Annotated in this window: 22 protein-coding genes and 1 pseudogene; 13 read left to right on the top strand and 10 right to left on the bottom strand. The window is 61.1% G+C overall.

Annotation, left to right across the window (positions count from 1 at the left end; all coding sequences use genetic code 11):
* The first annotated feature begins 1 nt into the window (after position 1).
* Complete coding sequence (locus AC3EMP_RS18245) at positions 2 to 1,090, top strand: acyltransferase family protein (RefSeq protein WP_023697358.1); 1,089 nt, start codon at positions 2 to 4, stop codon at positions 1,088 to 1,090.
* Between the two features lie 9 nt (positions 1,091 to 1,099).
* Here AC3EMP_RS18245 and AC3EMP_RS18240 read toward each other — a convergent pair whose 3' ends face one another.
* The 4 genes from AC3EMP_RS18240 to AC3EMP_RS18225 all read right to left on the bottom strand — a co-directional run bounded on the left by AC3EMP_RS18240 (position 1,100) and on the right by AC3EMP_RS18225 (position 5,883).
* Positions 1,100 to 2,041, bottom strand: a complete 942-nt coding sequence (locus AC3EMP_RS18240) for a glycosyltransferase family 2 protein (protein ID WP_196814964.1) — start codon at positions 2,039 to 2,041, stop codon at positions 1,100 to 1,102.
* Between the two features lie 30 nt (positions 2,042 to 2,071).
* The gene (locus AC3EMP_RS18235; protein ID WP_196813648.1) at positions 2,072 to 3,043 is read right to left on the bottom strand and encodes a glycosyltransferase family 2 protein; all 972 of its coding nucleotides are present in this window, start codon (positions 3,041 to 3,043) and stop codon (positions 2,072 to 2,074) included.
* Complete coding sequence (locus AC3EMP_RS18230) at positions 3,040 to 3,852, bottom strand: polysaccharide deacetylase family protein (protein WP_023697361.1); 813 nt, start codon at positions 3,850 to 3,852, stop codon at positions 3,040 to 3,042. The genes AC3EMP_RS18235 and AC3EMP_RS18230 overlap by 4 nt, the downstream gene beginning before the upstream one ends.
* 396 nt (positions 3,853 to 4,248) lie before the next feature.
* A complete protein-coding gene (locus AC3EMP_RS18225; RefSeq protein WP_031201966.1) occupies positions 4,249 to 5,883 on the bottom strand; it encodes a glycosyltransferase family protein in 1,635 nt (544 codons plus the stop codon).
* Positions 5,884 to 6,076: 193 nt separating this feature from the next.
* Between AC3EMP_RS18225 and AC3EMP_RS18220 the strand changes: the two genes are divergently transcribed.
* The 4 genes from AC3EMP_RS18220 to AC3EMP_RS18205 all read left to right on the top strand — a co-directional run bounded on the left by AC3EMP_RS18220 (position 6,077) and on the right by AC3EMP_RS18205 (position 10,012).
* The gene (locus tag AC3EMP_RS18220) at positions 6,077 to 6,562 is read left to right on the top strand and encodes an acyltransferase (protein ID WP_023697363.1); all 486 of its coding nucleotides are present in this window, start codon (positions 6,077 to 6,079) and stop codon (positions 6,560 to 6,562) included.
* Positions 6,563 to 6,859: 297 nt separating this feature from the next.
* The gene (locus tag AC3EMP_RS18215; protein ID WP_023697364.1) at positions 6,860 to 7,885 is read left to right on the top strand and encodes a Gfo/Idh/MocA family protein; all 1,026 of its coding nucleotides are present in this window, start codon (positions 6,860 to 6,862) and stop codon (positions 7,883 to 7,885) included.
* A gap of 1 nt (position 7,886) precedes the next feature.
* Entirely contained in the window at positions 7,887 to 9,029 is a 1,143-nt protein-coding gene (locus AC3EMP_RS18210; protein ID WP_023715456.1) for a DegT/DnrJ/EryC1/StrS family aminotransferase, read from the top strand.
* An 11-nt stretch (positions 9,030 to 9,040) separates the two neighbouring features.
* A complete protein-coding gene (locus AC3EMP_RS18205) occupies positions 9,041 to 10,012 on the top strand; it encodes an NAD-dependent epimerase/dehydratase family protein (RefSeq protein WP_352713508.1) in 972 nt (323 codons plus the stop codon).
* 99 nt (positions 10,013 to 10,111) lie between these two features.
* On the opposite strand, the gene AC3EMP_RS18200 is transcribed toward AC3EMP_RS18205, so the two are convergent.
* From AC3EMP_RS18200 to AC3EMP_RS18190, 3 genes are all read right to left on the bottom strand, one after another.
* Positions 10,112 to 10,345: a hypothetical protein gene (locus AC3EMP_RS18200; RefSeq protein ID WP_023697367.1), complete on the bottom strand. Its 234-nt coding sequence runs from the start codon at positions 10,343 to 10,345 to the stop codon at positions 10,112 to 10,114.
* A gap of 95 nt (positions 10,346 to 10,440) precedes the next feature.
* A complete protein-coding gene (locus AC3EMP_RS18195) occupies positions 10,441 to 10,755 on the bottom strand; it encodes a hypothetical protein (RefSeq protein ID WP_196813647.1) in 315 nt (104 codons plus the stop codon).
* 1,785 nt (positions 10,756 to 12,540) lie between these two features.
* Positions 12,541 to 12,750 carry a DUF768 domain-containing protein gene (locus tag AC3EMP_RS18190; protein WP_023697370.1) on the bottom strand — a complete coding sequence of 70 codons (210 nt, stop codon included), beginning with the start codon at positions 12,748 to 12,750 and terminating at the stop codon, positions 12,541 to 12,543.
* A gap of 69 nt (positions 12,751 to 12,819) precedes the next feature.
* Between AC3EMP_RS18190 and AC3EMP_RS18185 the strand changes: the two genes are divergently transcribed.
* The 3 genes from AC3EMP_RS18185 to AC3EMP_RS18175 all read left to right on the top strand — a co-directional run bounded on the left by AC3EMP_RS18185 (position 12,820) and on the right by AC3EMP_RS18175 (position 15,187).
* Entirely contained in the window at positions 12,820 to 13,125 is a 306-nt protein-coding gene (locus tag AC3EMP_RS18185) for a hypothetical protein (protein WP_023697371.1), read from the top strand.
* 1,299 nt (positions 13,126 to 14,424) lie between these two features.
* Entirely contained in the window at positions 14,425 to 14,733 is a 309-nt protein-coding gene (locus tag AC3EMP_RS18180) for a DUF982 domain-containing protein (protein WP_023715453.1), read from the top strand.
* A gap of 256 nt (positions 14,734 to 14,989) precedes the next feature.
* Positions 14,990 to 15,187 carry a hypothetical protein gene (locus tag AC3EMP_RS18175; protein WP_023715452.1) on the top strand — a complete coding sequence of 66 codons (198 nt, stop codon included), beginning with the start codon at positions 14,990 to 14,992 and terminating at the stop codon, positions 15,185 to 15,187.
* A gap of 435 nt (positions 15,188 to 15,622) precedes the next feature.
* Here the strand turns inward: AC3EMP_RS18175 and AC3EMP_RS18170 are convergent, their stop codons facing one another.
* Both AC3EMP_RS18170 and AC3EMP_RS18165 read right to left on the bottom strand, forming a co-directional pair.
* Positions 15,623 to 15,982, bottom strand: a complete 360-nt coding sequence (locus tag AC3EMP_RS18170) for an ArsR/SmtB family transcription factor (protein ID WP_023697377.1) — start codon at positions 15,980 to 15,982, stop codon at positions 15,623 to 15,625.
* An 89-nt stretch (positions 15,983 to 16,071) separates the two neighbouring features.
* Positions 16,072 to 16,943: pseudogene (locus AC3EMP_RS18165) on the bottom strand (ATP-dependent DNA ligase).
* Positions 16,944 to 17,069: 126 nt separating this feature from the next.
* Between AC3EMP_RS18165 and AC3EMP_RS18160 the strand changes: the two are divergent.
* The 5 genes from AC3EMP_RS18160 (at position 17,070) to AC3EMP_RS18140 (ending at position 20,062) form a co-directional block, all read left to right on the top strand.
* A complete protein-coding gene (locus AC3EMP_RS18160) occupies positions 17,070 to 17,258 on the top strand; it encodes a DUF3606 domain-containing protein (protein ID WP_023708231.1) in 189 nt (62 codons plus the stop codon).
* A gap of 187 nt (positions 17,259 to 17,445) precedes the next feature.
* Positions 17,446 to 17,646 (top strand): hypothetical protein, encoded by a 201-nt coding sequence (locus tag AC3EMP_RS18155; RefSeq protein WP_155923316.1) that lies wholly within the window; start codon positions 17,446 to 17,448, stop codon positions 17,644 to 17,646.
* 23 nt (positions 17,647 to 17,669) lie between these two features.
* The gene (locus tag AC3EMP_RS18150; RefSeq protein WP_023697380.1) at positions 17,670 to 17,876 is read left to right on the top strand and encodes a KTSC domain-containing protein; all 207 of its coding nucleotides are present in this window, start codon (positions 17,670 to 17,672) and stop codon (positions 17,874 to 17,876) included.
* Positions 17,877 to 19,061: 1,185 nt separating this feature from the next.
* The gene (locus AC3EMP_RS18145; protein WP_352712445.1) at positions 19,062 to 19,403 is read left to right on the top strand and encodes a tyrosine-type recombinase/integrase; all 342 of its coding nucleotides are present in this window, start codon (positions 19,062 to 19,064) and stop codon (positions 19,401 to 19,403) included.
* A 251-nt stretch (positions 19,404 to 19,654) separates the two neighbouring features.
* Positions 19,655 to 20,062, top strand: a complete 408-nt coding sequence (locus AC3EMP_RS18140; RefSeq protein WP_023697385.1) for a tyrosine-type recombinase/integrase — start codon at positions 19,655 to 19,657, stop codon at positions 20,060 to 20,062.
* Positions 20,063 to 20,634: 572 nt separating this feature from the next.
* Here the strand turns inward: AC3EMP_RS18140 and AC3EMP_RS18135 are convergent.
* Positions 20,635 to 20,952 carry a hypothetical protein gene (locus tag AC3EMP_RS18135; RefSeq protein ID WP_352843115.1) on the bottom strand — a complete coding sequence of 106 codons (318 nt, stop codon included), beginning with the start codon at positions 20,950 to 20,952 and terminating at the stop codon, positions 20,635 to 20,637.
* Positions 20,953 to 21,115: the final 163 nt, after the last annotated feature.

The following is a 21,115-nucleotide window of genomic DNA, read 5'->3' as shown; positions in this document are numbered from 1 at the left end:
AATGCGACTCGACGACGAACGCCGCATCAAGGGTTTTGATGGCTTGCGCGCGATCGCCTTCGTCTTCGTATTCATTAGCCACAAGTTTCATCAAGGGACGTATGGATCCCTTGGCGGCGACGGGGTGATGCTCTTCTTCGGGCTCAGCGGCCTCTTGATCACCCGTATCCTGGCTCGCACGCGGGTGGCAGTCGAGGCTGGCGAGACGACAACGCTTGCGGGTCTGGGGCGATTCTATCTTCGACGCACGGCCAGGATATTCCCCGTCTATTACGCGACGATCGGCGTTTTCCTGATCGCCTCGCTGTACGTTCACTTCGATGGCTTCGAAGGCGGCGCGCCCCAGGCCATGCTGCTCTACGCCACGAACATCTATGTGTTCACGACCGGCCACTGGGTAGGCCATTTCAACCACTTCTGGACGCTGGCGATCGAAGAGCAATTCTATGTGCTGTTTGCACCCTTGCTGCTGTTCACCCACAGCAAGGCCGCCGGTCAGATCTGCGTTGCTTTCGTGGTTGTGGGTCTCATCACTCAGGCGGGCCTCGAATGGGCCGGAGCATCGTCCAAGGTCATCGGCTTGAATCCCATGATCGGCTTTGGCTATCTCGCCTTGGGTGGTCTGGCAGGACTGAACCTCGACCGGCGGGTACCGGCATGGCTGGTTTCCACGGCGGCCCAGAGCATCGCCGCCCTGGCGCTTCTCATCTTGCCCCTGACAGTCCTCAAGGACGAGATCGTCTGGCGCGTCTATGCGCCGGCAGTCGCGGCTACAGCCGCGCTTCTGGTCTTCCAGATCGCGAGGAACCAGGCCTCGCGTTTCGTCGCCCTTCTGGACACAAGGCCCCTGCGCAACCTGGGACGCATAAGCTACGGCTGTTACGTTTTCCACGAGTTCATTCATTTCTACAACGTCGAGGCAGCGGCCCGGAAGTTCGGCGTCGCATTCGAAGCGCCGGACTGGATCTCGGCCCCCATCGAACTTGTGTTGACCATCGGCTTGGCGACCGTCTCCTGGCGATTCTTTGAACGACCAATCATGGCCTGGGCCCATCGGGCGACACCGAAAGCCGCGCCGGCCATCGCCTGAGCCCCCCCCTCAGCTTGCCAGACCGAACAGCTTCCGCAGCAGACCAATGTTGTGGTTCAGGCGCAGGTAATATTCGCGTTCGGGCCGGTCGAGCATCTGGAACGCGGCCAGCACCGGGGTGGCGACGATCATCTTGATTGCTCGCGCGATCTTCTGGCCTGGCGTTTTCAAACCCCTCAGTTCCACCTCGCCTTCCTTGCGCGCGCGCTCTGTGAGCCACGCGCGCGTAAGACGGCCAGCATCGACCTTGTGGTCCACGACGAAGGCATCCGCGTACCAACAGCGATAACCTGCTCCAATCAGATCGGTCATCATCTGGGCCTCTTCCCCGCTGGCTAGGTTCGAGCCGACCCGACCGGTCTTTACGTCGAACCCACCATGAGCTTGAAGCGCGCTGCGGCGGAACAACAAGTTGGCGCCGACGCCGATGGGATGATCGGTCGTGTCGCGGAAGCCGTCCTCATCGACCACCGACAACAACAAGCGCGCTCGCGGTCCGAGCTGGCTCGGCGGTATTTCAAGACTGCTGGCGTCGTCGGGCCAGTGTGCGACCACCCGCCCCGCCAGGATGGCGGTCTGGGCGTCACAGCGGGCCGCGTAGGTGATCGCCGCTTGTACCCAGCCGGGCCGCGGCACCGCGTCATCGTCCAGCAATGCAATCCAATCGCCTTTGCCTGCCTCGAAACCCGCGTTACGGGCCCGGGCAACGCCGGGCTCGTCGAGCCGTATGAAGCTCAGTCCCGGGCGCGCCTTCAGGGTCTCCAGCACATCGGCGTGCGCTGGCGCCGAGGCGCTGTCGATGACGATGACCTCCACCGCCTGGCCGACGCATTGCGGCAGCAGGGCGTCGACGTTTTCGAGGACCTCGTGGCTGCGGTTGTGTGTGGCGATGACGATGCTAATGGCCGGGGCACCTGTGCTGATCTTCGGCGCGTCCTTGGCGTCGTGCATGCCCATCCGATCCTTAAGCTCCACGCGCGTTCAGTCCAGCGCCGCGTCCTCGACGGCCGGCGGGCGCGCGCCTAGGCCGATCGACCAGAAGAACGCCGCGCGCAACGGCGTCGGCCTCACGAGCTGCCTAACCGCCCGGAACGGAAACACCAGCAGCGCATGACGCACCGCGAACCGCACGCCCTTCGCATCCCCCTTGGCCGCCCGCTCCACCGCCGCATCGGCGAAATAGGTGTAGAATCCCAAGAGCGTGGCGAAATAGGAATGCAGCCACTCCTTCGGTGAGCGCCACTTGCGCCAGACGGGTATGGCGTGCCGCATAAACACCCTGCGCGTATAGGGAATCCGGCTCAGGACCAAGGCGTCGTAGGATCCCGACGGACGCTGGCGGAACAAGACGCATGGCACGGCCACATGCTCCACATGCCCACCGCTGGCGACGCGCATATGCCAGTCCCAGTCCTGGTCGGCCAGCAGGGTCTCGTCGAAATAACCGTAGGCGTCGCGTACCGCGATACGCGCCATCGTGGCGCCGATCTGCGGGAAGTAGCCGTCCAGCATCATCTTCAGATGATCGCCGTCGGGGCGCACGTCATTGGGGATGGGAGGCGCGATCGGCCGCAGACTAGGATCGGCCATCACAACCTGACCGAAGACCGCCTCCACCTCCGGCTGGCGATCGAAGAGTTGCAAATGCGGCCGCACATGTTGCTCGGTCCACACGTCGTCGTCGTCCAGGAACGCCAGGAACTCCCCCGAGGCCGCTTGCATCGCGGCGTTGCGCGCGGCGCCAGCGCCCGCGGTCGTCACGATGAGGTGCTGCGCGCCATGGGCCTGTGTCACTGCGCCGGTGGCGTCGTGGTTGGAGCCGTTGTCGCCAACAAGGATCTCAAACGTCAGATCCGGGCCTTCGAGCGCGCGAATGCTCGCCAGCGACTGGTCCAGGTACTGCGGACGGTCGCGGGTCGGGACGACTACCGAGACGATGCGCGCCTGACTCACCCCCATTCCTCCCACCGATCAAAGACGCCCGCCAGGGCCGCCGAAAATACCCGCATGTTGTCGAAGCGCGTGATGAAGGTCCGCGCGATGGTGCCAGCCGAACGCGTCTCCTCTGCCTGGGCGTACACCAGCTCATAACCTGCTGCCTTGGCCTCCCGCATGGCGATCGGGGTCCAGTTGGTCGATTGGCCGAGCGGAATTGCGAACGAGGTCGGCGCAAAGCCGAGCCGGGCCTCGATCATAGTGCGCGAGCGGTCCAATTCCTCACGGGCGGCGGCGCCGTCCAGCTGTCCAAAATCGGGATGGCTTGCGGAGTGGCTGCCGATTTCGGCGCCGTCGGCGGCCAGGCGCTCCAGATCGCGCCAGCCTAGAACCTCGTCGGTCGGCCAGGGAGACCCGCCTTCGCTCCAGTCGGTGACGACGAAAAGGCTCCAGGGAACCGCGAAGTCTTTCAGGATTGACGCGGCCTCGGTCATCACGCTGCGCAGACCGTCGTCGAAGGTGATGGCAAGGTCCATCGGGTCGCCCCCCGTCCGAGCGATCTTCGAGGCCGGGACGAACCGGTAGCCTCGCGCCGCGGCCCACTCCAACTGGCGACGGAACAGCTTCGGCGGCACGTCGTTGTGATCCATCAGCGGCTGGCCGACCGAGTGGTAGGCCAGGATACGGCCGCCCGAACGGCTTACGCGTCGGCCAAGGACGGACATGCCCTCTCGTTCGAGGACCATGCGTGCGCCGACCAGATGACGCCTTTCGACACCGAAGGCGCGGACAGCCCGCTTCAGAATCTTCGGCGGTCGCCCAATCATATTCACCTTCGCCTCAGTTCTTTCTGTCGGTGTCGAATTGCAGGCCCCATGGCAAGTATGACTTCTGACGCCAACGCCACCATGTCGAAACCCGAGGCACCCATACCCATCCCGTCAAACGCAATCCTCACCAGAAGGAAAGCAAGGCCTCAACAGGCTCTGTTCCGTCGAACGTATCAGAATGAGGTGCTGAACAGACCAGAGTCAAAAAGGGTATCCCGGTATGTTTTTGTCAGCCTGCTAAATCAAAAGTGTAATTCGCGATGGCTGCCTGACTGACAGCCCTTCAGGCTATAGGGGTACTGGGAATAAGGTGTGCGGGTCGCATCTGAAGATCGATCTCGCGTCGCAGACGCGCCCGACGAAGGGACGCCGGGCAAACCATGCCGTTAAAACTCACATCCAGCTGTCGCCCCTCAGCCGGCTCGCCGACCGCGGCAGCCATTCGGGAAGCAGGTTGCGGACTGCGTCCCAAGGCCCGTCGAAGCTCTTGGTCCGCGCCAGGCGCCGCCATACCCGTAGCCGCTCCGGCAGCGCCATCAGGCGCAGGGAACGCTTCAGGATCGCCTCGGCGCTGTCGAACTCGCCGAACACCTCGTTGAGCAGGATGTCGGGATATCCTTCGTAGAATTCCTCGTTCGCGGGCGCGCCATTCCCACGCAGCGGTGTGACTGGCGGGATCGCGACGGCTCTGGCGTAGAGAACCTCCAGGCTTTCGATCCAATTCGGCGTGGTGTGCAGCCGCTTGACATTGGCCGCCGTCTCATCGCCCCGCCGACGCAGCGCCTGCGGGTCGGCGAGCCAGTCCGCCAGGATGCGGTTATACTCCGCCATCGAGGTGGCGAAGCCAATGGTAGGCGCCAGCCCAGGCATATCGGTGCTCATGACGTTAGCATCCAACGGATAGGGAAACAGCGTCGCGCAGGGCGCGCCCAGCCCGCCGGCTTCCAGCATCGAGGTAATCGATACAAAGGGGTAAGAGTCGAGATAGATGTCCGCCGCCTCGAAGCTGAGCGAAGGATCGGGCGTCTCCGGCCGCCCAATGATCCGCCCGCCGGTCGCCGCTATGGCGTCTTGCCAATCGGCCGGCTCGCCCGGCCCGACGACCAACAACCGCGCATCGGATCGGGCCAGCAGTGCCTCGACATGCATGTCGGCGAACGACACCCCGCCCATCGTCCGGTATTTCACGCCGCGCGCGACCGAAACCAGAAGCGGTCCGTCGACCGGGATGCCGAGCTTCTGGCGCGCCTCGGCCCGGCTGTGCTTGCGGATCGGCGGATCGATTTGGATCGGCAGGATGGCGTGACGCTTAGCCGAGATCCCACGCCGTTCCACCACCAGACGCTCGCCCGAGACGCGCGAACTGGCGATCAGGTCGCACACACAGAGCCCGACCCAGAAGGCATGGTCGGCATGGTTGACCAGCACCACGGGCGGTCGGTTGCGCTCGTCGGCGAAGGCTATACTGGGCGTCGGGTCCTCGTTGCTGACGTGCAGGACGACCAGGTCGAAATTGAGCGACAACTTGCGGAGCGCGCTGGCCCATTCCACCGGTCCGCCGCGTGTTGCGCCGATTACGTGGATATGTCCGCCACGAGCCTCCACGGCCTGGCGCACCGAGGCCGGCGGCTTCCCCGGATGGCGCAACAGGGCCAGGGAGTGATGACGGCTCTCGTCGGCGACGATCCAGCGGCGCATCATCCGCGTCAAGCCGCCGACTTCGCTCAAGGCGGTGGCCACATGCAGCACGCGGCCGATCTTCGTTCGCGTCGGTCGCGCAGTTTCGGCCTTCGGGGCGAGTGTCCGTCGCGCGATCTCGATCAGGATTTGCTCAAGCGGCTCGGACCGATAAAAGCCGCAATGCCGCTTGCGTGCAAGCGTGACCGCCGCCTCTACATAGGCCGCCGCGGAGTTGAGGTCGTCAGCCTCCAGACAGCGCTCCGCCTCACACCGAAGGCTTTGAAACTCTTCATAGTTGTGACGCATACGCGCCACCTCGGAATCGGAGCGCACGGCTTCAAATCGCATCGTCTCCGGCATCCTTCCCCCCACGGTCGCGGCCTGCCCTAGAACTTGTTATACCTAGTGGTGAAGGCTTGCCAAGCGACAAAGCAGGTTACATAGAACTGTAGCCGACCGCTGCTATCGCTTCAGCGGCGCACCAAGGATCATATCCGATTTGCAGGCGATGGCACGTGACAGACAGTTCCAGGGGGAAGCGATGCCTATTTCGGACAGTGTGGTGCTGCGTGGCGAGGTCGTCATCCACCACCCCAGTATGGTGAACCTCTACGGCTGCGAGGTCGGTAACGGCTCGCGCATCGGCGCTTTCGTCGAAATCCAGAAGAATTCCTCAGTCGGCGAGCGCTGCAAGATCTCCTCGCACACCTTCATCTGCGAGGGCGTAACCATCAAGGACGAGGTCTTCATCGGCCATGGGGTGATGTTCACCAACGACCGTCTTCCCCGAGCCACCAACCCGGACGGGAGCGCGCAGAATGAAGCCGACTGGAAAATTGAGCCGACCCTGGTCAAGAAGGGCGCCTCCATCGGCTCCAACGTCACCATCACCCCGGGCGTGACCATCGGAGAACGGGCCCTGATCGGCGCTGGCGCCGTCGTCACCCGTGACATCCCCGACTTCGCCATCGCTGCCGGCGTGCCAGCCCGTGTGGTCGGAGACGTAAGGACCGCAAAGACTGGCTGACCCCCCTCGGCCCCTCTCGGCACGGCTTCGTACACCGAATTGCGATCCTTTGGTGTATTCGGAGAGATCATTTGAGGTAGATCCGGCGCCCTGCCCTCGCCTGGCTGGATGATCCTGAGGGGGTCTTGATGACCCAACGGCCATAGTGACCGCACCGCTTCGCAGCTTCAAACTGCATTGTGAAGAGGTCGAGGTGGCACGGCATTGAGCGATCGGCGCATCCCTTCTCAACCAACGACAGGCTCCAACAAGCCTCCAAGACTCCGGTGGGCGGGGGCGGAGTGAAGGGTAGTCAATATGATCAATATCGGCATCATCGGTTACGGCTATTGGGGGCCGAACCTCCTGCGCAACTTCATGGAGATCCCCGATGCCCGGGTCCGCGTGGTCGCCGACCTGGACCCCAAGAAGCGCGAGTTGGTGAACCGTCGCTATCCGGGTGTGCAGTCCACCAGGGACGTCCAGGCCCTGTTCCAAGATCCCGAGATCGACGCCATCGCCGTGGCGACGCCGGTCAATAGCCACTTCGAACTGGGCATGTCTGCGCTGAAGGCCGGCAAGCATCTCTGGCTCGAGAAGCCTATGACCGAAACCTCGCTACAGGCCAGGATGCTGGTTAATGAAGCGGACAAGCGCGGGTTGACCCTGATTGTCGATCACACCTTCATCTATACCGGTGCAGTCCGGAAGATGCGCGACATCGTCGCCGCCGGCGACCTCGGCCAGATCTATTATTACGACGCCACCCGGGTGAACCTGGGCCTCTTTCAGAGGGACGTAAACGTCATATCCGACCTGGCGGTCCACGACTTCGCGATCATCGACCGTCTGTTCGAAGAACATCCGACCGCCGTTTCGGCCAGCGGTATCAACCACTTCCCCGGCACCCCGGAAAATTTGGCCTACATTTCGCTGTTTTACGACTCTGGCATGATGGCGCACATCAACGTGAGTTGGCTAGCTCCGGTGAAGGTGCGTAACATACTGGTCGGCGGCTCCAACAAGATGATCACCTACGACGATCTGGAGCCGTCCGAGAAGGTCAAGGTTTACGACAAGGGCGTCTCCTTCACCGACGACCCGGCCAAGATCCACGAGATGCGCGTCGGCTACCGGACGGGCGACATGTGGGCGCCCAAGCTCGACTCCACCGAGGCCCTGCGTATCGCCGGCCAGGAGTGGATCGACTGCATCGTCGAAAAGAGGGTTCCCATCGCAGATGGCCGGCTTGGCCTGCGCGTGGTGGAGATCATCGAAGCCGCCACCAGTTCCATGCGCGGGCGTGGCGAAACCGTGCACCTGCGACGCAAAGATGCAGCCTAATATGATCCCGTTCGTAGATCTGAAAGCCCAGTACACCACGATCAAGCTCGAGGTAGATGCCGCCATTCAGCGCACTTTGGAGAGCTGTCAGTTTACCCTGGGCGCTGACGTCGCTGAATTCGAAAAGGAATTCGCCGCCTATTCGCAAGCGGCCTTCGGCGTCGGCGTCAATACCGGCACCAGCGCCCTGCACCTGGGCCTGCTGGCCGCCGGGATTGGACCGGGCGACGAGGTGATCACCTCCCCCTTCACCTTCGTGGCGACGGTTGCGGCCATTTACTACACAGGCGCGACCCCCGTGCTCGTCGATATCGATCCTGCGACCTACACCATCGACCCGGCCCAGATCGAAGCCGCGGTCACGCCGGCCACCAAGGCGATCATCCCGATCCACCTCTACGGCCAGCCCGCCGACATGGATCCGATCATGGCCATCGCCCGGAAGCACGGCCTGATGGTGCTGGAGGACGCTTGCCAGGCCCACGGCGCGGAATACAAGGGCAAGCGCGTCGGGGCCATCGGCGACATGGCAGCTTTCAGCTTCTATCCCGGCAAGAACCTCGGCGCCTATGGCGAGGGCGGGATGCTGACGACCAACATCGCCGACCACAACCGTGCGGTTCGCATGCTGCGAGACTGGGGCGCCGAGCGGAAGTACCATCACGAAGTCAAAGGCTATAATTATCGCCTGGAAGGCCTCCAGGGCGCTGTCCTGCGTGTGAAGCTCAAACATCTGGACCGATGGACCGAGCAGCGACGCGCCACGGCCGCCCGCTATGACGCCATGTTCGCCGGCATCGGCCTGTCGACCCCGTTCGTCCGCGACGATGTGCGCCACGTCTACCACATCTACGCCGTGCGTACGCCCGACCGCGCGCGCTGGGGGGAGGCGCTGAACGCTCAAGGCATCCAGTCGGGTATCCACTATCCCATTCCGGTTCACCTGCTGCCCGCCTACGCCGATCTCGGCTACAAGCAGGGCCAGTTCCCGCACGCCGAAAAGGCCGCCGCCGAGGTTCTCTCCCTACCTATGTTCCCGGAGTTGACGGAGCAGCAGCAGGACGCGGTCGTGGCCGCGGTCATCGAATTGCAAGCAAGCGTTGAGCGGGCCCCACTCAACCGGAAACACGCCTCGAACCGATGACAGGGAATACGATGAAACTTGAAGGCTCTCGCATCCTGGTGACCGGCGGCTGCGGTCTGGTCGGCTCGACCACCATCGACCTGCTGCTTAAGGAGCACGCGCCGGAAAAGATAGTGATCCTCGACAACCTGGTCCGCGGCAGCCTGCAAAACGTCAAGGACGCCCTGCAAGACCCGCGCATCGAACTCGTCGAAGGCGACATTCGCGACGTGGCAACTGTCCACAGGGCCACCGACGGCATGGACGCCGTCATCCACATGGCAACCCTGAGGGTCATCGCCTGCGCCGCCGAGCCGCGCGAAGCCCTGGGCGTCATGTGCGACGGCAGCTACAACGTCATTGAGGCCGCCCAGGCTAAGGGCGTGAAGAAGATCTGCGCGGCCTCCTCGGCCTCGGTCTACGGCCTGGCCGACCTCTTCCCGACAGAAGAGAGCCACCACCCGTACAACAACCGCACCTGGTACGGCGCCAGCAAGGTCATGCTGGAAGGCCTGTTGCGCTCGTTCAATGACATGTACGGCCTTCCCTACGTGGCTTTGCGCTATTTTAACGTGTACGGCCCGCGCATGGACGTGCATGGTAAGTATACCGAGGTTCTAATCCGCTGGATGGACCGCATCGACGCCGGCCAGCCGCCGCTGATTCTCGGCGACGGTTCCACCACCATGGACTTCGTCTATATCGAGGACATCGCCCGAGCGAACATCCTGTCCCTGCTTTCTGACGTGGAGGACGATGTGTTCAACGTCGCCAGCGGCGTGGAGACCAGCCTGAACGAACTGGCCGCCTCACTCCTGCGCGTGATGGACTCCGACCTTCAGCCGGAGTACGGGCCCGAGCGCAAAGTGAACCCCGTCTCGCGGCGCCTTGCCGACACGTGCAAGGCGGAAAAGATGCTGGGCTTCAAGGCGAGCATCGACCTCGATGAGGGCCTCACCCGCCTGGTCGACTGGTGGCGAGCCACACGCGGGCAGGTGACCTGACGAACCGCTCGCGCGACGACGAAATCTTTCCTGGTAGGCTTGCCCCTACATGGCAGAAGCGTGCGATCCTTGACATGGGCGCGCCCCGCGGCGTCACCCTCACCCGCCGCCCATCGCGACGTAGAATGTGCAGTCGCTCCACATGGCGTAAATGAACGCAGCCAGCTTGCGCGCTATCGCAGGCCTAGCGATGGCAAGAGCGTTGCCGATCTCCAGGCCCCAGCTCTTGATCTTGTCCTTGCCTTGAAGCGCGTCATCCGTCCCGACACCCGCCTCGGAGAGCGCGCGCCGCACGTCGGCGTCGCCAGCCTTTGAGATAGGGACCTCGAACATCGATCGAAGCGCCCGAGTGCCTGGGCCGCGAGACTAGGCCGAAGTAGGCGGCGAGTCGCCTGAGGGACGAATGCGCGTCGGGTCCTCGATCGCTGTCATGAAGAAGTTGCCGTCACCGGGCTGACGCCGCGGATCGCCATAAAGCGCCAGCATGCCTCGCAGCGCGCGACGGTCCTCATGACCAGATCATGCAGCCGGCAGTACTGTCGCCACAGCGCGCGCGGGCCGGTGAGCATGTCGTCTATCAACTCGGCCGCAGCCTGCGCACCGCCTGCGCGAAGGCGCCGCCTCCGACCTTGCCCCATGCGGATGCCGAACGACTTTAACGAGTGGCGGACGGCGTTCTCCAGATAGAGCAGCTTGGCTTTCAGCTTCGCCGGTGCGTTAGCAGCAGGTGCGTTCGGTTGCACCTTTCCGACTTGATATAGCCCCAGCGGGACCAGCAAGTGCGCAGGATTTTGGCGACGCCGACGCGTCGGTCTTGTTGAGCTGCGTGCGATAGCGGAAGCCAAGCCGCAGTCCCCCAACGCCGAATGGCGCCGTCTATCTTTGGCTCATATTGGGACACCCTTGGTTTGGCACCGCAATTGCTTCTAAAGCTTTGTCGTGGCGCGAGGGCGCTGCTTCCTGGTTGGCGAAGCAACAGGGCGAGGTAGGCAATGCGCATCCTAGTGGGACCTGCTAAACGAGAAGGTGTTTCTCGAACGATTTTCCATCGACCGTTGGGCGATGCCGATATCAGATCCGAAACGGGGGCGGTCATCATGTCGATAGATGCCGGCGGCATTTATGCAAGCGGTTCGCAATACCGGTACCAGATTGAGTTGACGCTTGATGAACTTGAGGTGCTTGCGAGCCGTCTGGCAATGAGATCCAACTAGAATACTTGGCCGCGCCAGCTCCCCTGACGCAACGAATCAGCTGCTTTAGCTTCGCCGGACCTGAAGGAACTGTCGGCCGGCGCATGCGGTTCTAGCTATTTCTATTTGGCTGGTAGCATGCTTCTGTTGGATTTTCACCAACGACGGCCGATTCATCATTGGCCCTTGTGCGCGAGCTGCCAGGCTAGTGCACCGGACCGTACCGGACGTCGGTGGCACCGTTCGCTGTCCCGATGCCGCTGCCTGGTGCTCGTCAGCCAGATCACCGCACTCTGCACGCAAGATGGAACTGTTTGAAGAATGGGTTATGGCCAGAGCGGCGCCGACGCGGCTTCCGGCGGCACGCCGCCGTCACCTAGAGAACCGCCAGCGCAAGCGGCGCCAACGCCCGCAACGGTGCCTGGCATCACCCTTCACTCAGCCGGCGCCGCACCCACCTGCCCCACTACATCGTGGTGCAGTTCGGCGAGGAACCCCACTGATCCGGGCGGCATTGTCGCCGAGGTCGTAGCGGCCGTAAGCGGGTATTGATGACGTCTGCGCCCTGGCCAAATCCGCGATCACACGCTGGGCACGACTATTGTCGTCTGAAGTCATAACAGAAAATCGGCTCTGCCAAACTTGCGGGATGAAATCACAAGATCAGAGCGCGTCATCAAGTCCGGCTATAACTCCACCGGCAGAGATTGCGACTGAAGCCGCACCCGCCCTTCAGCACCGTAGCTGATCGCACCGCCTACCTTGGTCTCAACCGCGCTGTCACACGGCTTTCGTTCATTCGCATGGTTCGCGGAGATTGGCATGATCGCATACTCTCATCTCATCCGGCGTCGTCTCCCTCACAAAGCAGCGCCGGTAAGGCTCGGCGCCCTTCTTTTCGTTCCCTGTGTGTGTGTCCAAAGGAGGTCGCCGGGCCTGCCGTTGCTCGGGTGGTTGCTCCTGATGGCTGCGCTTGGCGCCGTGGCCCTACCTCTTCCTTCCGGGTAAGCCAGCGACGCGCTTGCGAGCCGGCTCGGCATGTAGGATTATAGTCCTTGTTGCGGCGAAGCTCCATGACCTGAGATCGCCAATGGCCAGAACCAAACCTTCCGAACAGCTTTCACAGGCGGAAATTGACCGCTTCCTGGCGGCAGCCGAGGCGCTGCACAAGAGCATCGTCGGCCGCTCCTGGCGTACCACAGCGAGCACTACAAAGCTCTTCGTGAGGTCCAGCGGCCCTTGTTGAAGTCGATCGAGACCATCACCGGCAGGAAGACGCAGTTCATAAAATGGAACGGGACAGGACCGGCACAGGCTTTGGGAGAAGCCTCCGGGCTAATGCCCAGCCTCGCGCACCTCTCGCCGCCGCATCACCTCCACAAGCAGTTCAAAGACGGTTTCAACCTCGCCGTTGATTTCGTCGGCGCCGATGCCGGCCTTCTCGGCAGCTGTCATCAACTGATCTTTCAAGTCACCGATGGTGATCGGATCCCCCAGCGCCACAATGGGCAGCTGCTTGGCCACCCACTTGTCGAGAAACTTCATGCCGCGTGTGCTCGTTTATTAGCAACCTCTCATCTTGACGCCGCAGCCGCCCACCCCAGAGTCTTGCACATGGCTCGAGGCAATATCAAAGTTGGCGATGAGGTCGCCGTCACTGCGGTTGTGCGCGGCCGGGTGACGCCCGATCGCGTAAGCGTGACGATCCCGTCCTATAACTTCCCGCATTCGGTTGTCGATTCGACTTTGAAAGCCGTGATCGGCCAGAATATGGAGGTCACCGGCACGGTCACGCGCGTCGATGGAGACAAGGTGACCGTGAGCCTCCGGCCATTGGTGACTGTGGACGCCGAGTATGTGCGGCTGGTTGAGAGCTATGTGGCGCCGAAGGGGAAAACGCGGCTTGTTGACAAAGCCTAACGGCACAGCCGACCCAAAGCACAGGCCACTGAAACTTTTCCCTTCACATCGGCTCTGGTCGCCTCGCGCTAGCTGCCGACGATGGGTCGGCATCTTCCCAACTTTGCGCCATGTCATCGCGATGATGTTGACGAAGGCGCTTCAGCAGTTCGCGAGAGGCTTGGATCGCCCTGCGCGATTGATCCATGTTCTGGCACGTGGCGCGTTCCTCCATGGACTTCTGCCACTTTAGCAAGGTGGCGGTAGTCGCAGTGGCCGCTTGAGCGATATCTATGGGCGTTGCAACCATCGCATCCTCCCAAAAGGCAATGGTAACCACAATCTTTATAGGCGTCGAAACCCTCCCTTCAATCAAAAACGGATTCATACGGCAAAATGGCTATTTCTCAGGGGCGCTCGACGGCGGCTTCGTCGCCCTCGGCTTCCATCTCTTGACGATCTGAATGATTGTCCTAATGCCCGTAGGGTCCGGTTCCTGGCAGCGTTCCCTTCGTTCTTCAAGGAACAGCTTGGTGTGCTCGTTCCGCTCAAGAGGCGTTGTCCCGTGCTCTTGAGCGAACTTTCCAAACGCCTTGCGCAGGTCGGCAAGGTCCAAAGCCCAAAGATGCTCACTGCTACCGGGTGCGACATTGCGTTCACCAATCCGCCCATTCTCTCGGAACTAAGTTGGCTTCGCGGTTGAGCCTTCAAGATGGCATTGCGAGATAATTCGCTCGGTTCCTAATACGCATATATCTTCGGCAGCGCGGGGCTTCCTGTCTTCCCGCAGTGGCCGGTGCAGTTAAGCCCCCCACAAGCTTGCCCAACTGCACCGGCCATTCCCTTATGGCTGGGGATGGTCTTTGCGTTCGGCAATCTTTTCCAAGGAGCTTCCGTGAAGCCTCTAGTACGCGGCGTGTCTCTTGGATGGTCGATTGTAGGGATTCCAGCTGGCTCTCCGCTCGGCGCTGGCCACGGCGGGCGCTTTCAATGAACTGGTGGTCAGGTTCCCACCGGTCTTTCATGGGACTTAGCCTCTCTTACCGGTAGCGGATCAACGCCAAGAAAACCCGCCATCCGCGCGCAACAGCGGGTTTCCATAGTCACGGCTACATCCGAAGAATCGACCGCTCAGATTAGGAAATGTGCGGTTCTCGCTACGGTTCCATACAATTTTAGAAAGCCAATTCCCTATGGCTGGGTCGTCCCAATCCGTCGATTCAATTGGCTTGTGCTGAAATGGGGTCAAAAATCAAATAGGCATGGAAACCAAAAAGCTCTTGTTGCGTTCGGCGCACTAAAGACGGGGAGGTTGTGCCCATGGGCACCTTTTTACCGCTATTCGTTAAGCTGGTAGACCGGAAATCAATGACGGTTTCCTCTATTTGTGAGGCCGAGCAAGCGCTCCAGGGGCAGTGGCCAAATAAGGGTGCGGCGGCCTATAGGGATGCGTGCCGATTGATCGCGGAGGCCAAGGATGGAAGCTGCAGTCCGGCCGTAGCATTTGCGGCGTTCAAGGCCGCCGCTATCGACCAGCACTTGCTGCAGCCCGAGCCCGGCGCTCGGCATGTCGAACAACGTGCCATAAACCATCGTGATGATGAACCGCCGTCCCCGAGTATCAAATAGAGACCGACACACGGGATCTCGCTTGGTCGCGACGGTGGGCTCGCACCGTACCGGGGCAGGTGTGATGCGAGCCCGGCCGAGTCTTGCGGGACCTCGACCAGCAGCGAACACCCACTCGCTGCCGTTCTATCAACATGCCCCCAAATTTCAGGTTCCGCTAATGTACAAAAAAGCCCACCACCGTTCAGGTAGTGGGCAGTTTTGGGAGACACTGATATGGGAACAGTGCGATCGCCCCAAGTGTTTCGAGCCTACAATGTTCCAGGGGGATTCACAGTGCGGGCGTTTCTATGAAGGCATGGACACGGTTTCCGATGATACCGGCCAGGCCTCAGGGAGCCCCGCCGGACTTGTGGCGCCCGTCCGCGCCTTCGCCTTCGATGTTGCCGCCACGCTGTTCCTGGGCCTCGCAGTCGGCCTTGGTGTTGGCTTTGGAATGGCGATCGTGGGTTAGATCGCGTCCTTCCTTCGTTTGTATGTTTCGTGGGCATTGGTAGCAGTGCCCATATGTTTGCCAGCCGGCGCTAAGTATCACCGGTCAGGCCCAGTGGCCGCCCGTTAGCGCCCCCCCGCAACAAGCTGCTGGGCCGCCCTATGTACTGCCGAGGCGAAAAAAGCCGCTGCGCGAGATGGTCAACTAGCGCCAGTGAACTGCGCGAACTAATTGCGCGCAAAACGCATAGGCGGCGGGCTTTTTGTCTGTCCGGGGAACAGGCGTCAGGCGGGTGAGTTGGGTGGTTGCAGCGTCTCCCGCTGCCAACCGATGTCGACGGTTGAGGCCCGTGCTGTGCTTTAGGCTGGCGCGGGCCGCTCGTGCCCCGTTAGGTCCATCGAACTTAGCGATCCACCTGGTTCGGGTCGCCCCCGTTTAGGTCTTAGATTTGCCTTCTCAGGCCATTCGCAGCCGGCGAAGTCTATGGGCGACGTAGTGCGGACCTGGCCCCGCGAGCGGTCGTCCGGTCATCAGGAAGCCGTCCAGCATGGCTAGCAATTCGCGCGCTGCGCCGGATGAGCAGTAGTAGTAGATTACTTGACCGTCGCGTCGGGTGCCGACAAGGCCGAAGGCGCGGAGCTTGGCAAGATGCTGCGACAAAGCCGACTGGCTGAGTTGAACTTTCTCGGCGAGGACACCGGCCGAAAGTTCGCCGCCGGCCAGGTGGTTCATGATCAAAAGCCGCTTCTCATTTCCCATCAAGTTGAGAAAGGCGGAGACGGTTTTGGCACTGGCGGCAAGGTTTCTTGAAATCATCGAATCAGACTAAGGTCCTACCCAAGATAGGAACTTAAGTCTGCAGGAACGCGGAATCAAACCCTCAGTTCCGCCAAAAAAGCAAATTCCTATTGATCCTCATCCTCGCGGAAATCCTGCAGCCATGCAAGCCGCAGGTCATCCTCGCCGCGCAGATGCTTCACGCGGCCGATCAGCCTCGGCTTGACCCATTGCGTGGCCGGCCGCTTCACGATGCCCTTGGGCGTCGTGCCTGAGTGCTCCTGGACGCGTTTCCATAGCCTCTCGCGCAATTTCCCGGTTCAAGGTGACGAATGCGCTTCCGACATAGCGCCCGGTGCCGCGCTCAGCCATCAGAGCGAAAGCCGGCTTGCCCGCTTCACGCTCGACGCCGAGCAGATCGAACTCGTCGATCGCATACCACTTGGCCTTCAGCCAGTTGGTCGACGGACCGCTTCGGTATTTGCTGTCCTTCCGCTTCGACACCAATGCCTTCAAGTCCGGCCTTGTCGAGCAAGTGAAAGATGGCCTTCGCTTCGCCCGGCAAGGGCTCGCTGAACTGAATACGCCCGCCGGGCTCGATCATGCCGGCCAGGATCTCGCGCCGCTCCTCTAGCGCCATATCGCGCAGATCGTGGCCGTTAAGATGAAGCAGATCAAAGGCAACAAAATACAAGTCGTGCTGCCGGCGGGTAATGGCTTTGCGCAGCGCTGCGAAGTCCGAAAGGCCCTTGTCGTTCAGAACGAGGATCTCGCCGTCGACAATGGCGCTTTCGGCACCAAGGCGCTTGGCCTCTCTCACCAGGTCGCGATATTTCGCCGTCCAGTCGTGGCCGTTGCGCGTATAAATGCGTGTGCCGTCTTCATCGATGATCATCTGCGATCGGTAGCCGTCGAACTTGACCTCGTGGGTCCAGCCTTCACCCTCGGGAGGGTTCTCCACAAGGGTCGGCATCAACGGCTCGATGAACTTCAAACGCATGCACTGATCCGCCCTCCGGCGATTCAATAAGATTAAGCTAAAATAGTTCCGAAACTGGAAATCAGCCTCTTGGGTGCAACAAACTCGTCAACTCGGCGTTGCGGGATGAGCGAAGGAGGAATCGATATGGCCGACGACAAGAGCAAGCGGGACTTCCGCGATCGGGACCGGGTCTCGGCCGATGAGGATTATGAAGTTGAATATTTCGCAACAAAGACCGGCATCACACCCCAGCAGGTCAAAGAGCTGATCGCGAAGCACGGCAACCAACGCGAGACTTTGGAGCGGGTAGCCAAGGCGCTGCGGAAACAATGACCAGGCTATCTGATCTCGGCAGACCACTAGTCGGGCACCGACATAAAGGCCCGCCCGCGAGCGAACTCGCGCATTTCCTCCCTTGCCCTGTTTGCGGTCAACAGATCGACATGCGCGATTTTCGCCAGGTCACTTATCATGCCGATCCGGAGCACGAGCCGCTCGAACTGGACGCTTAGGACCAAAAGTGCCGAAATACCACGTTGAGGAAATGGACGGCGATACCGTGACGGCTACCCACATCGTCCATGCGACAACGCCGATCAGGGCGGCGCGGGAAGCGACGGATCGCGACATCACTCTGCGCACCAGCGAGCCCATCTGGATCAGGGTTGCCGACGAAAAGCGCGGCCACATATTCGAATACAGTTTTAGCCAACTCGGCTAGCTGAGTTTTTTGAATGGCATACCATGCCGTCGACCTCGATACGCAAGTTCGACTATGACCCCAACACTAGGGTTCTCTCGGTTTGGTTTGTAGCGAGCGGGAAGCATTACGAGTTTTTGGACGTACCTGCTGAGGCCGTTGCTGCGTTCAAAGCTGCCTTTGCCAAGGGCGTCTATTTTAACAGCCACATCCGCAATCGTTATGCAGTCCGGCTCGCGCCAGGGCGCTGACATCTGGAGACGCCGGGCTTGTTCAGGGATGGCCCGCGCCTGCTTCCGAGCGCGGGCCGACCATGATGAGTGAGGGGCCATCTTGGTCACCGGCAGGACCGCTGAGAACGCGAGCCGGGTGTGACCGAACAGCCTCGGAGCGAGGATGTTCCCGGCTGACGCAAAAAGGCCGAAGGGCGCAATTAGCACCGACTTAATTAGGTCCGGATCATTTTAACGAATCGTTGACCGCGCTGTCCCAGAATAGGACGGCGCGGTCAAACCCCAACCTTGGCTGCGCAGGCGGCTTCGGCACTCAGTTCCACCCCCGAGCTGTCGGAGCCGCCACCCACCCCACACTCCAGCAATGGTTGAATCAACCGTTACTGCACGTGCTTTCCATGGCGCTTCCCTGATCGTTAGACTTTGACGGATCAAACAGGGGATTCACAGATTCGGAGACTCGACCGATGGAAACGATCTTCGATGACATCGGCAACGGCCTCAGAGCGCCCGCACAGACGCATGGCGCCCTGTATGCGCCTTCGCATCGACATGGCCGGCAAGCTGTTCCTTGACGTCGCAATTGGCCTGGGCCTTGGCTTTGGAATCGCGATCGCGGGTTAGACCCGACCTATCGGTTCGGGCGTCCGTAGCCAAAGCGTTGTAGAGCACCAAACACGCCAGCAACGAAATGACGCTGCCCAGCAGGTCGCCTCAGGCGGGAAAAATAGACAAGATCGAACGCCGGTACCGCCATCGCTCCAGCCAATCATGATTCGGGACACTGCCGACATTAACCGTTAGTCGGCGCTAATGTTCTGGTCTGGATAACCTGTTCAATCTTTTGGTTGAACTTGCGCCATTCGCCCACAATCAAATTTGGGCGAAGCAATCAAGCTTGCGAATGAATACGCCTCCGGAGACGTCCCCATTGGCCAAGAGGTTTTCGACGCCATCGGAGCGTCGCGGAAAGAAATGATAGAGAGTTGGCGAAAGAGGCGGAATGCTATCCGGTCTGGCAAGCTCGCTCCCACACCACGCAACGGCATCCAAAGTACCGCGAGGAATAGGAATGGCTCAGGTCCGCAAGCGCACCCTGCCCTCCGGTGAGTTCGGTGGCTGGCAGACTACTTCGATGCCGGCGGCAATCGCCGCGCCAAGCAGTTCGACAAGCGCAAGGATGCCGACGCCTATCTGGTAAAGGTGCGACGTGACCTGCAGCTCGGCGTTCATGTCGTAGACAGCACCTCGATCACGATCAAAGAGGCATCGAAGCTGTGGCTGGAAAGATGCGACGCCGAAGGCTTGGAGCGCTCTACGCGCGATGCCTACGCCCAACACGTCAACATCCACATCGTGCCGCTGATCGGCGCCAGAAAGCTCTCGCAGTTCAACACGCCGCACGCCCACGCCTTCGCTGACGAACTGGCGAAGGATCGATCGCTTGCCATGGTCAAGCGCGTTGTGCGTTCGCTCGGCGCGATCTTCGTTGAAGCAAGGCGGCGTGGCTTGGCGGCGACAATCCGCTGTCGAACGCCAAGGTGAAGACGAACGATCGGCGAAAGTTGAAGCGGCCCGAGATCCGACCAAACCCGAGTTGCGGACGTTACTGGACGCCGCCCAAGGCAAGCACCGCGCCCTGATAGTCACGGCGCTATTTAGCGGCTTGCGCGCCTCCGAACTGCGTGCCTCAGATGGAACGCCGCCGACCTGAAGCGCGGCGTCCTCACGGTGAAAGGCCGCGTGGACGCATGGGGTGATTTCGGGCTTCCGAAGACTTCGGCCGCGAGCGCGACGTGCCGCTGGCGCCCATGGCAATCAACGCCCTGAAGCAGCAGCGCCTGGCCATTGCGAACGGTCCCGATGGCTTGGTGTTCCCCTCCGACGAAGGAACGCCGCTCGACCATCACAACATCCTTGCGCGCGTCTGGACGCCGATGCTCGTCGGTGCCGGCATATTCCGGCTCCACCCCACAAGGCTCGATCCCGAAGGCGATCCTCTCAAAATCGCCAAGTACGACTTCCATGGCCTGCGTCATGCAGCGGCCAGCCTGTTCATCGAACAGAAGCTATCGCCGAAGCGTGTCCAGACCATTATGGGGCATAGCTCGATCACGGTGACGTTCGACAACGGCGATTTGTTCGAAGAAGATGCCGCCGATCAGACGGCAGTTGCCGAGATCGAGGCCCGCGTGCTGTTGTAGCGGGAGATTGCAACACGACTGCAACACGAGGCGAATTTTGCTAGGGACGGTAAAATCTGTCTCTGACTCTGTTAGAGTAGTCCTGGTTCGAATCCAGGTTCCCCAGGCAAACTGGACGACGCAAACGACGCAAACTGGACGCCGCAGACAACAATCAGGTTCACGGACATCCTGGTGAGCATTCGCATTGGAGCGGATAGATATCGTCGGCAAAAGAGGGTCCGAAAAGCAGCTCCCTCGTAGGAACGAAAAAAGAAGAGAAGCGGAACTTGCGTGTGCAGTATTTGCACACGAACCCTCATAAATATTTGATTTTGTTGATCTATCTTCCCTATCCATCATCGGATCGACACCGCCGCCATAGACGATCATCAGATCGGCTGATCGGCAGTAGCGGACGTTGCCGCAGCTGTTCTACCCTGCCCAACATGCGGAAAGCGCTGGAGGTTGGAGGCTGCGCAGATCTCCTATCGTGACCCCGAACCATAGTCCACTCCAACCCGAGTCCTGGACGCACGGCGTAGCACCGAGCCTACTTCCTGCCGTCGTTCAATAATAATCCCGCGCCGCAGTCAGCCAGCGAGATCACCGTCGTCTGCCGGACGCGTGTCGGCTTCCAAACTGACAAACGCACCGCCTTTGTAGCGACGCTTTCCAGCCACGATCACCTGCGCAGCTTTGCCGCGCTCGCTGCGCACCAATAATTTCCATCTCCTTCCCTCAAACTGATCTTGCGCAGGCGGTCGTTTTGCCGCTGGCAGGCGCTGTCCTTCCGCTTCGATCGCGGCAGCGCCCAGTATCAACGCTGGCGGATCAAACCGCACAATCAGCACCTCAAAGCTGATCAGCAGAAGGAGCAGCGAATCAGGATGTTGTCGATCAGGGTCCAAAGGGCCGAGCACATATGTCTGGGCACGGTGACCGTGGCATAGCCGGCGCTGCAATGATGGCGTCGGCGCCCGGAGCCGGAAAGCCCAACTAAGAAAATCGTCGGCGGTGCCGATCTCGAAGAAAATTCTAGCCCGGCACGGTGAACAGGCTGGGGGCCGCATC

The sequence above is a fragment of the Mesorhizobium sp. P160219 genome, assembly GCF_057786095.1.
This window is presented reverse-complemented; position numbering and strand designations above follow the sequence as displayed.

Coding starts and splice junctions, on each gene's coding strand:
- AC3EMP_RS18245 (WP_023697358.1), top strand. CDS start 2: ATGCGACTCGACGACGAACGCCGCATCAAGGGTTTTGATGGCTTGCGC.
- AC3EMP_RS18240 (WP_196814964.1), bottom strand. CDS start 2,041: ATGCACGACGCCAAGGACGCGCCGAAGATCAGCACAGGTGCCCCGGCC.
- AC3EMP_RS18230 (WP_023697361.1), bottom strand. CDS start 3,852: ATGATTGGGCGACCGCCGAAGATTCTGAAGCGGGCTGTCCGCGCCTTC.
- AC3EMP_RS18225 (WP_031201966.1), bottom strand. CDS start 5,883: ATGCGATTTGAAGCCGTGCGCTCCGATTCCGAGGTGGCGCGTATGCGT.
- AC3EMP_RS18220 (WP_023697363.1), top strand. CDS start 6,077: ATGCCTATTTCGGACAGTGTGGTGCTGCGTGGCGAGGTCGTCATCCAC.
- AC3EMP_RS18215 (WP_023697364.1), top strand. CDS start 6,860: ATGATCAATATCGGCATCATCGGTTACGGCTATTGGGGGCCGAACCTC.
- AC3EMP_RS18210 (WP_023715456.1), top strand. CDS start 7,887: ATGATCCCGTTCGTAGATCTGAAAGCCCAGTACACCACGATCAAGCTC.
- AC3EMP_RS18205 (WP_352713508.1), top strand. CDS start 9,041: ATGAAACTTGAAGGCTCTCGCATCCTGGTGACCGGCGGCTGCGGTCTG.
- AC3EMP_RS18200 (WP_023697367.1), bottom strand. CDS start 10,345: ATGTTCGAGGTCCCTATCTCAAAGGCTGGCGACGCCGACGTGCGGCGC.
- AC3EMP_RS18190 (WP_023697370.1), bottom strand. CDS start 12,750: ATGAAGTTTCTCGACAAGTGGGTGGCCAAGCAGCTGCCCATTGTGGCG.
- AC3EMP_RS18185 (WP_023697371.1), top strand. CDS start 12,820: ATGGCTCGAGGCAATATCAAAGTTGGCGATGAGGTCGCCGTCACTGCG.
- AC3EMP_RS18180 (WP_023715453.1), top strand. CDS start 14,425: ATGGGCACCTTTTTACCGCTATTCGTTAAGCTGGTAGACCGGAAATCA.
- AC3EMP_RS18175 (WP_023715452.1), top strand. CDS start 14,990: ATGTTCCAGGGGGATTCACAGTGCGGGCGTTTCTATGAAGGCATGGAC.
- AC3EMP_RS18170 (WP_023697377.1), bottom strand. CDS start 15,982: ATGATTTCAAGAAACCTTGCCGCCAGTGCCAAAACCGTCTCCGCCTTT.
- AC3EMP_RS18160 (WP_023708231.1), top strand. CDS start 17,070: ATGGCCGACGACAAGAGCAAGCGGGACTTCCGCGATCGGGACCGGGTC.
- AC3EMP_RS18150 (WP_023697380.1), top strand. CDS start 17,670: ATGCCGTCGACCTCGATACGCAAGTTCGACTATGACCCCAACACTAGG.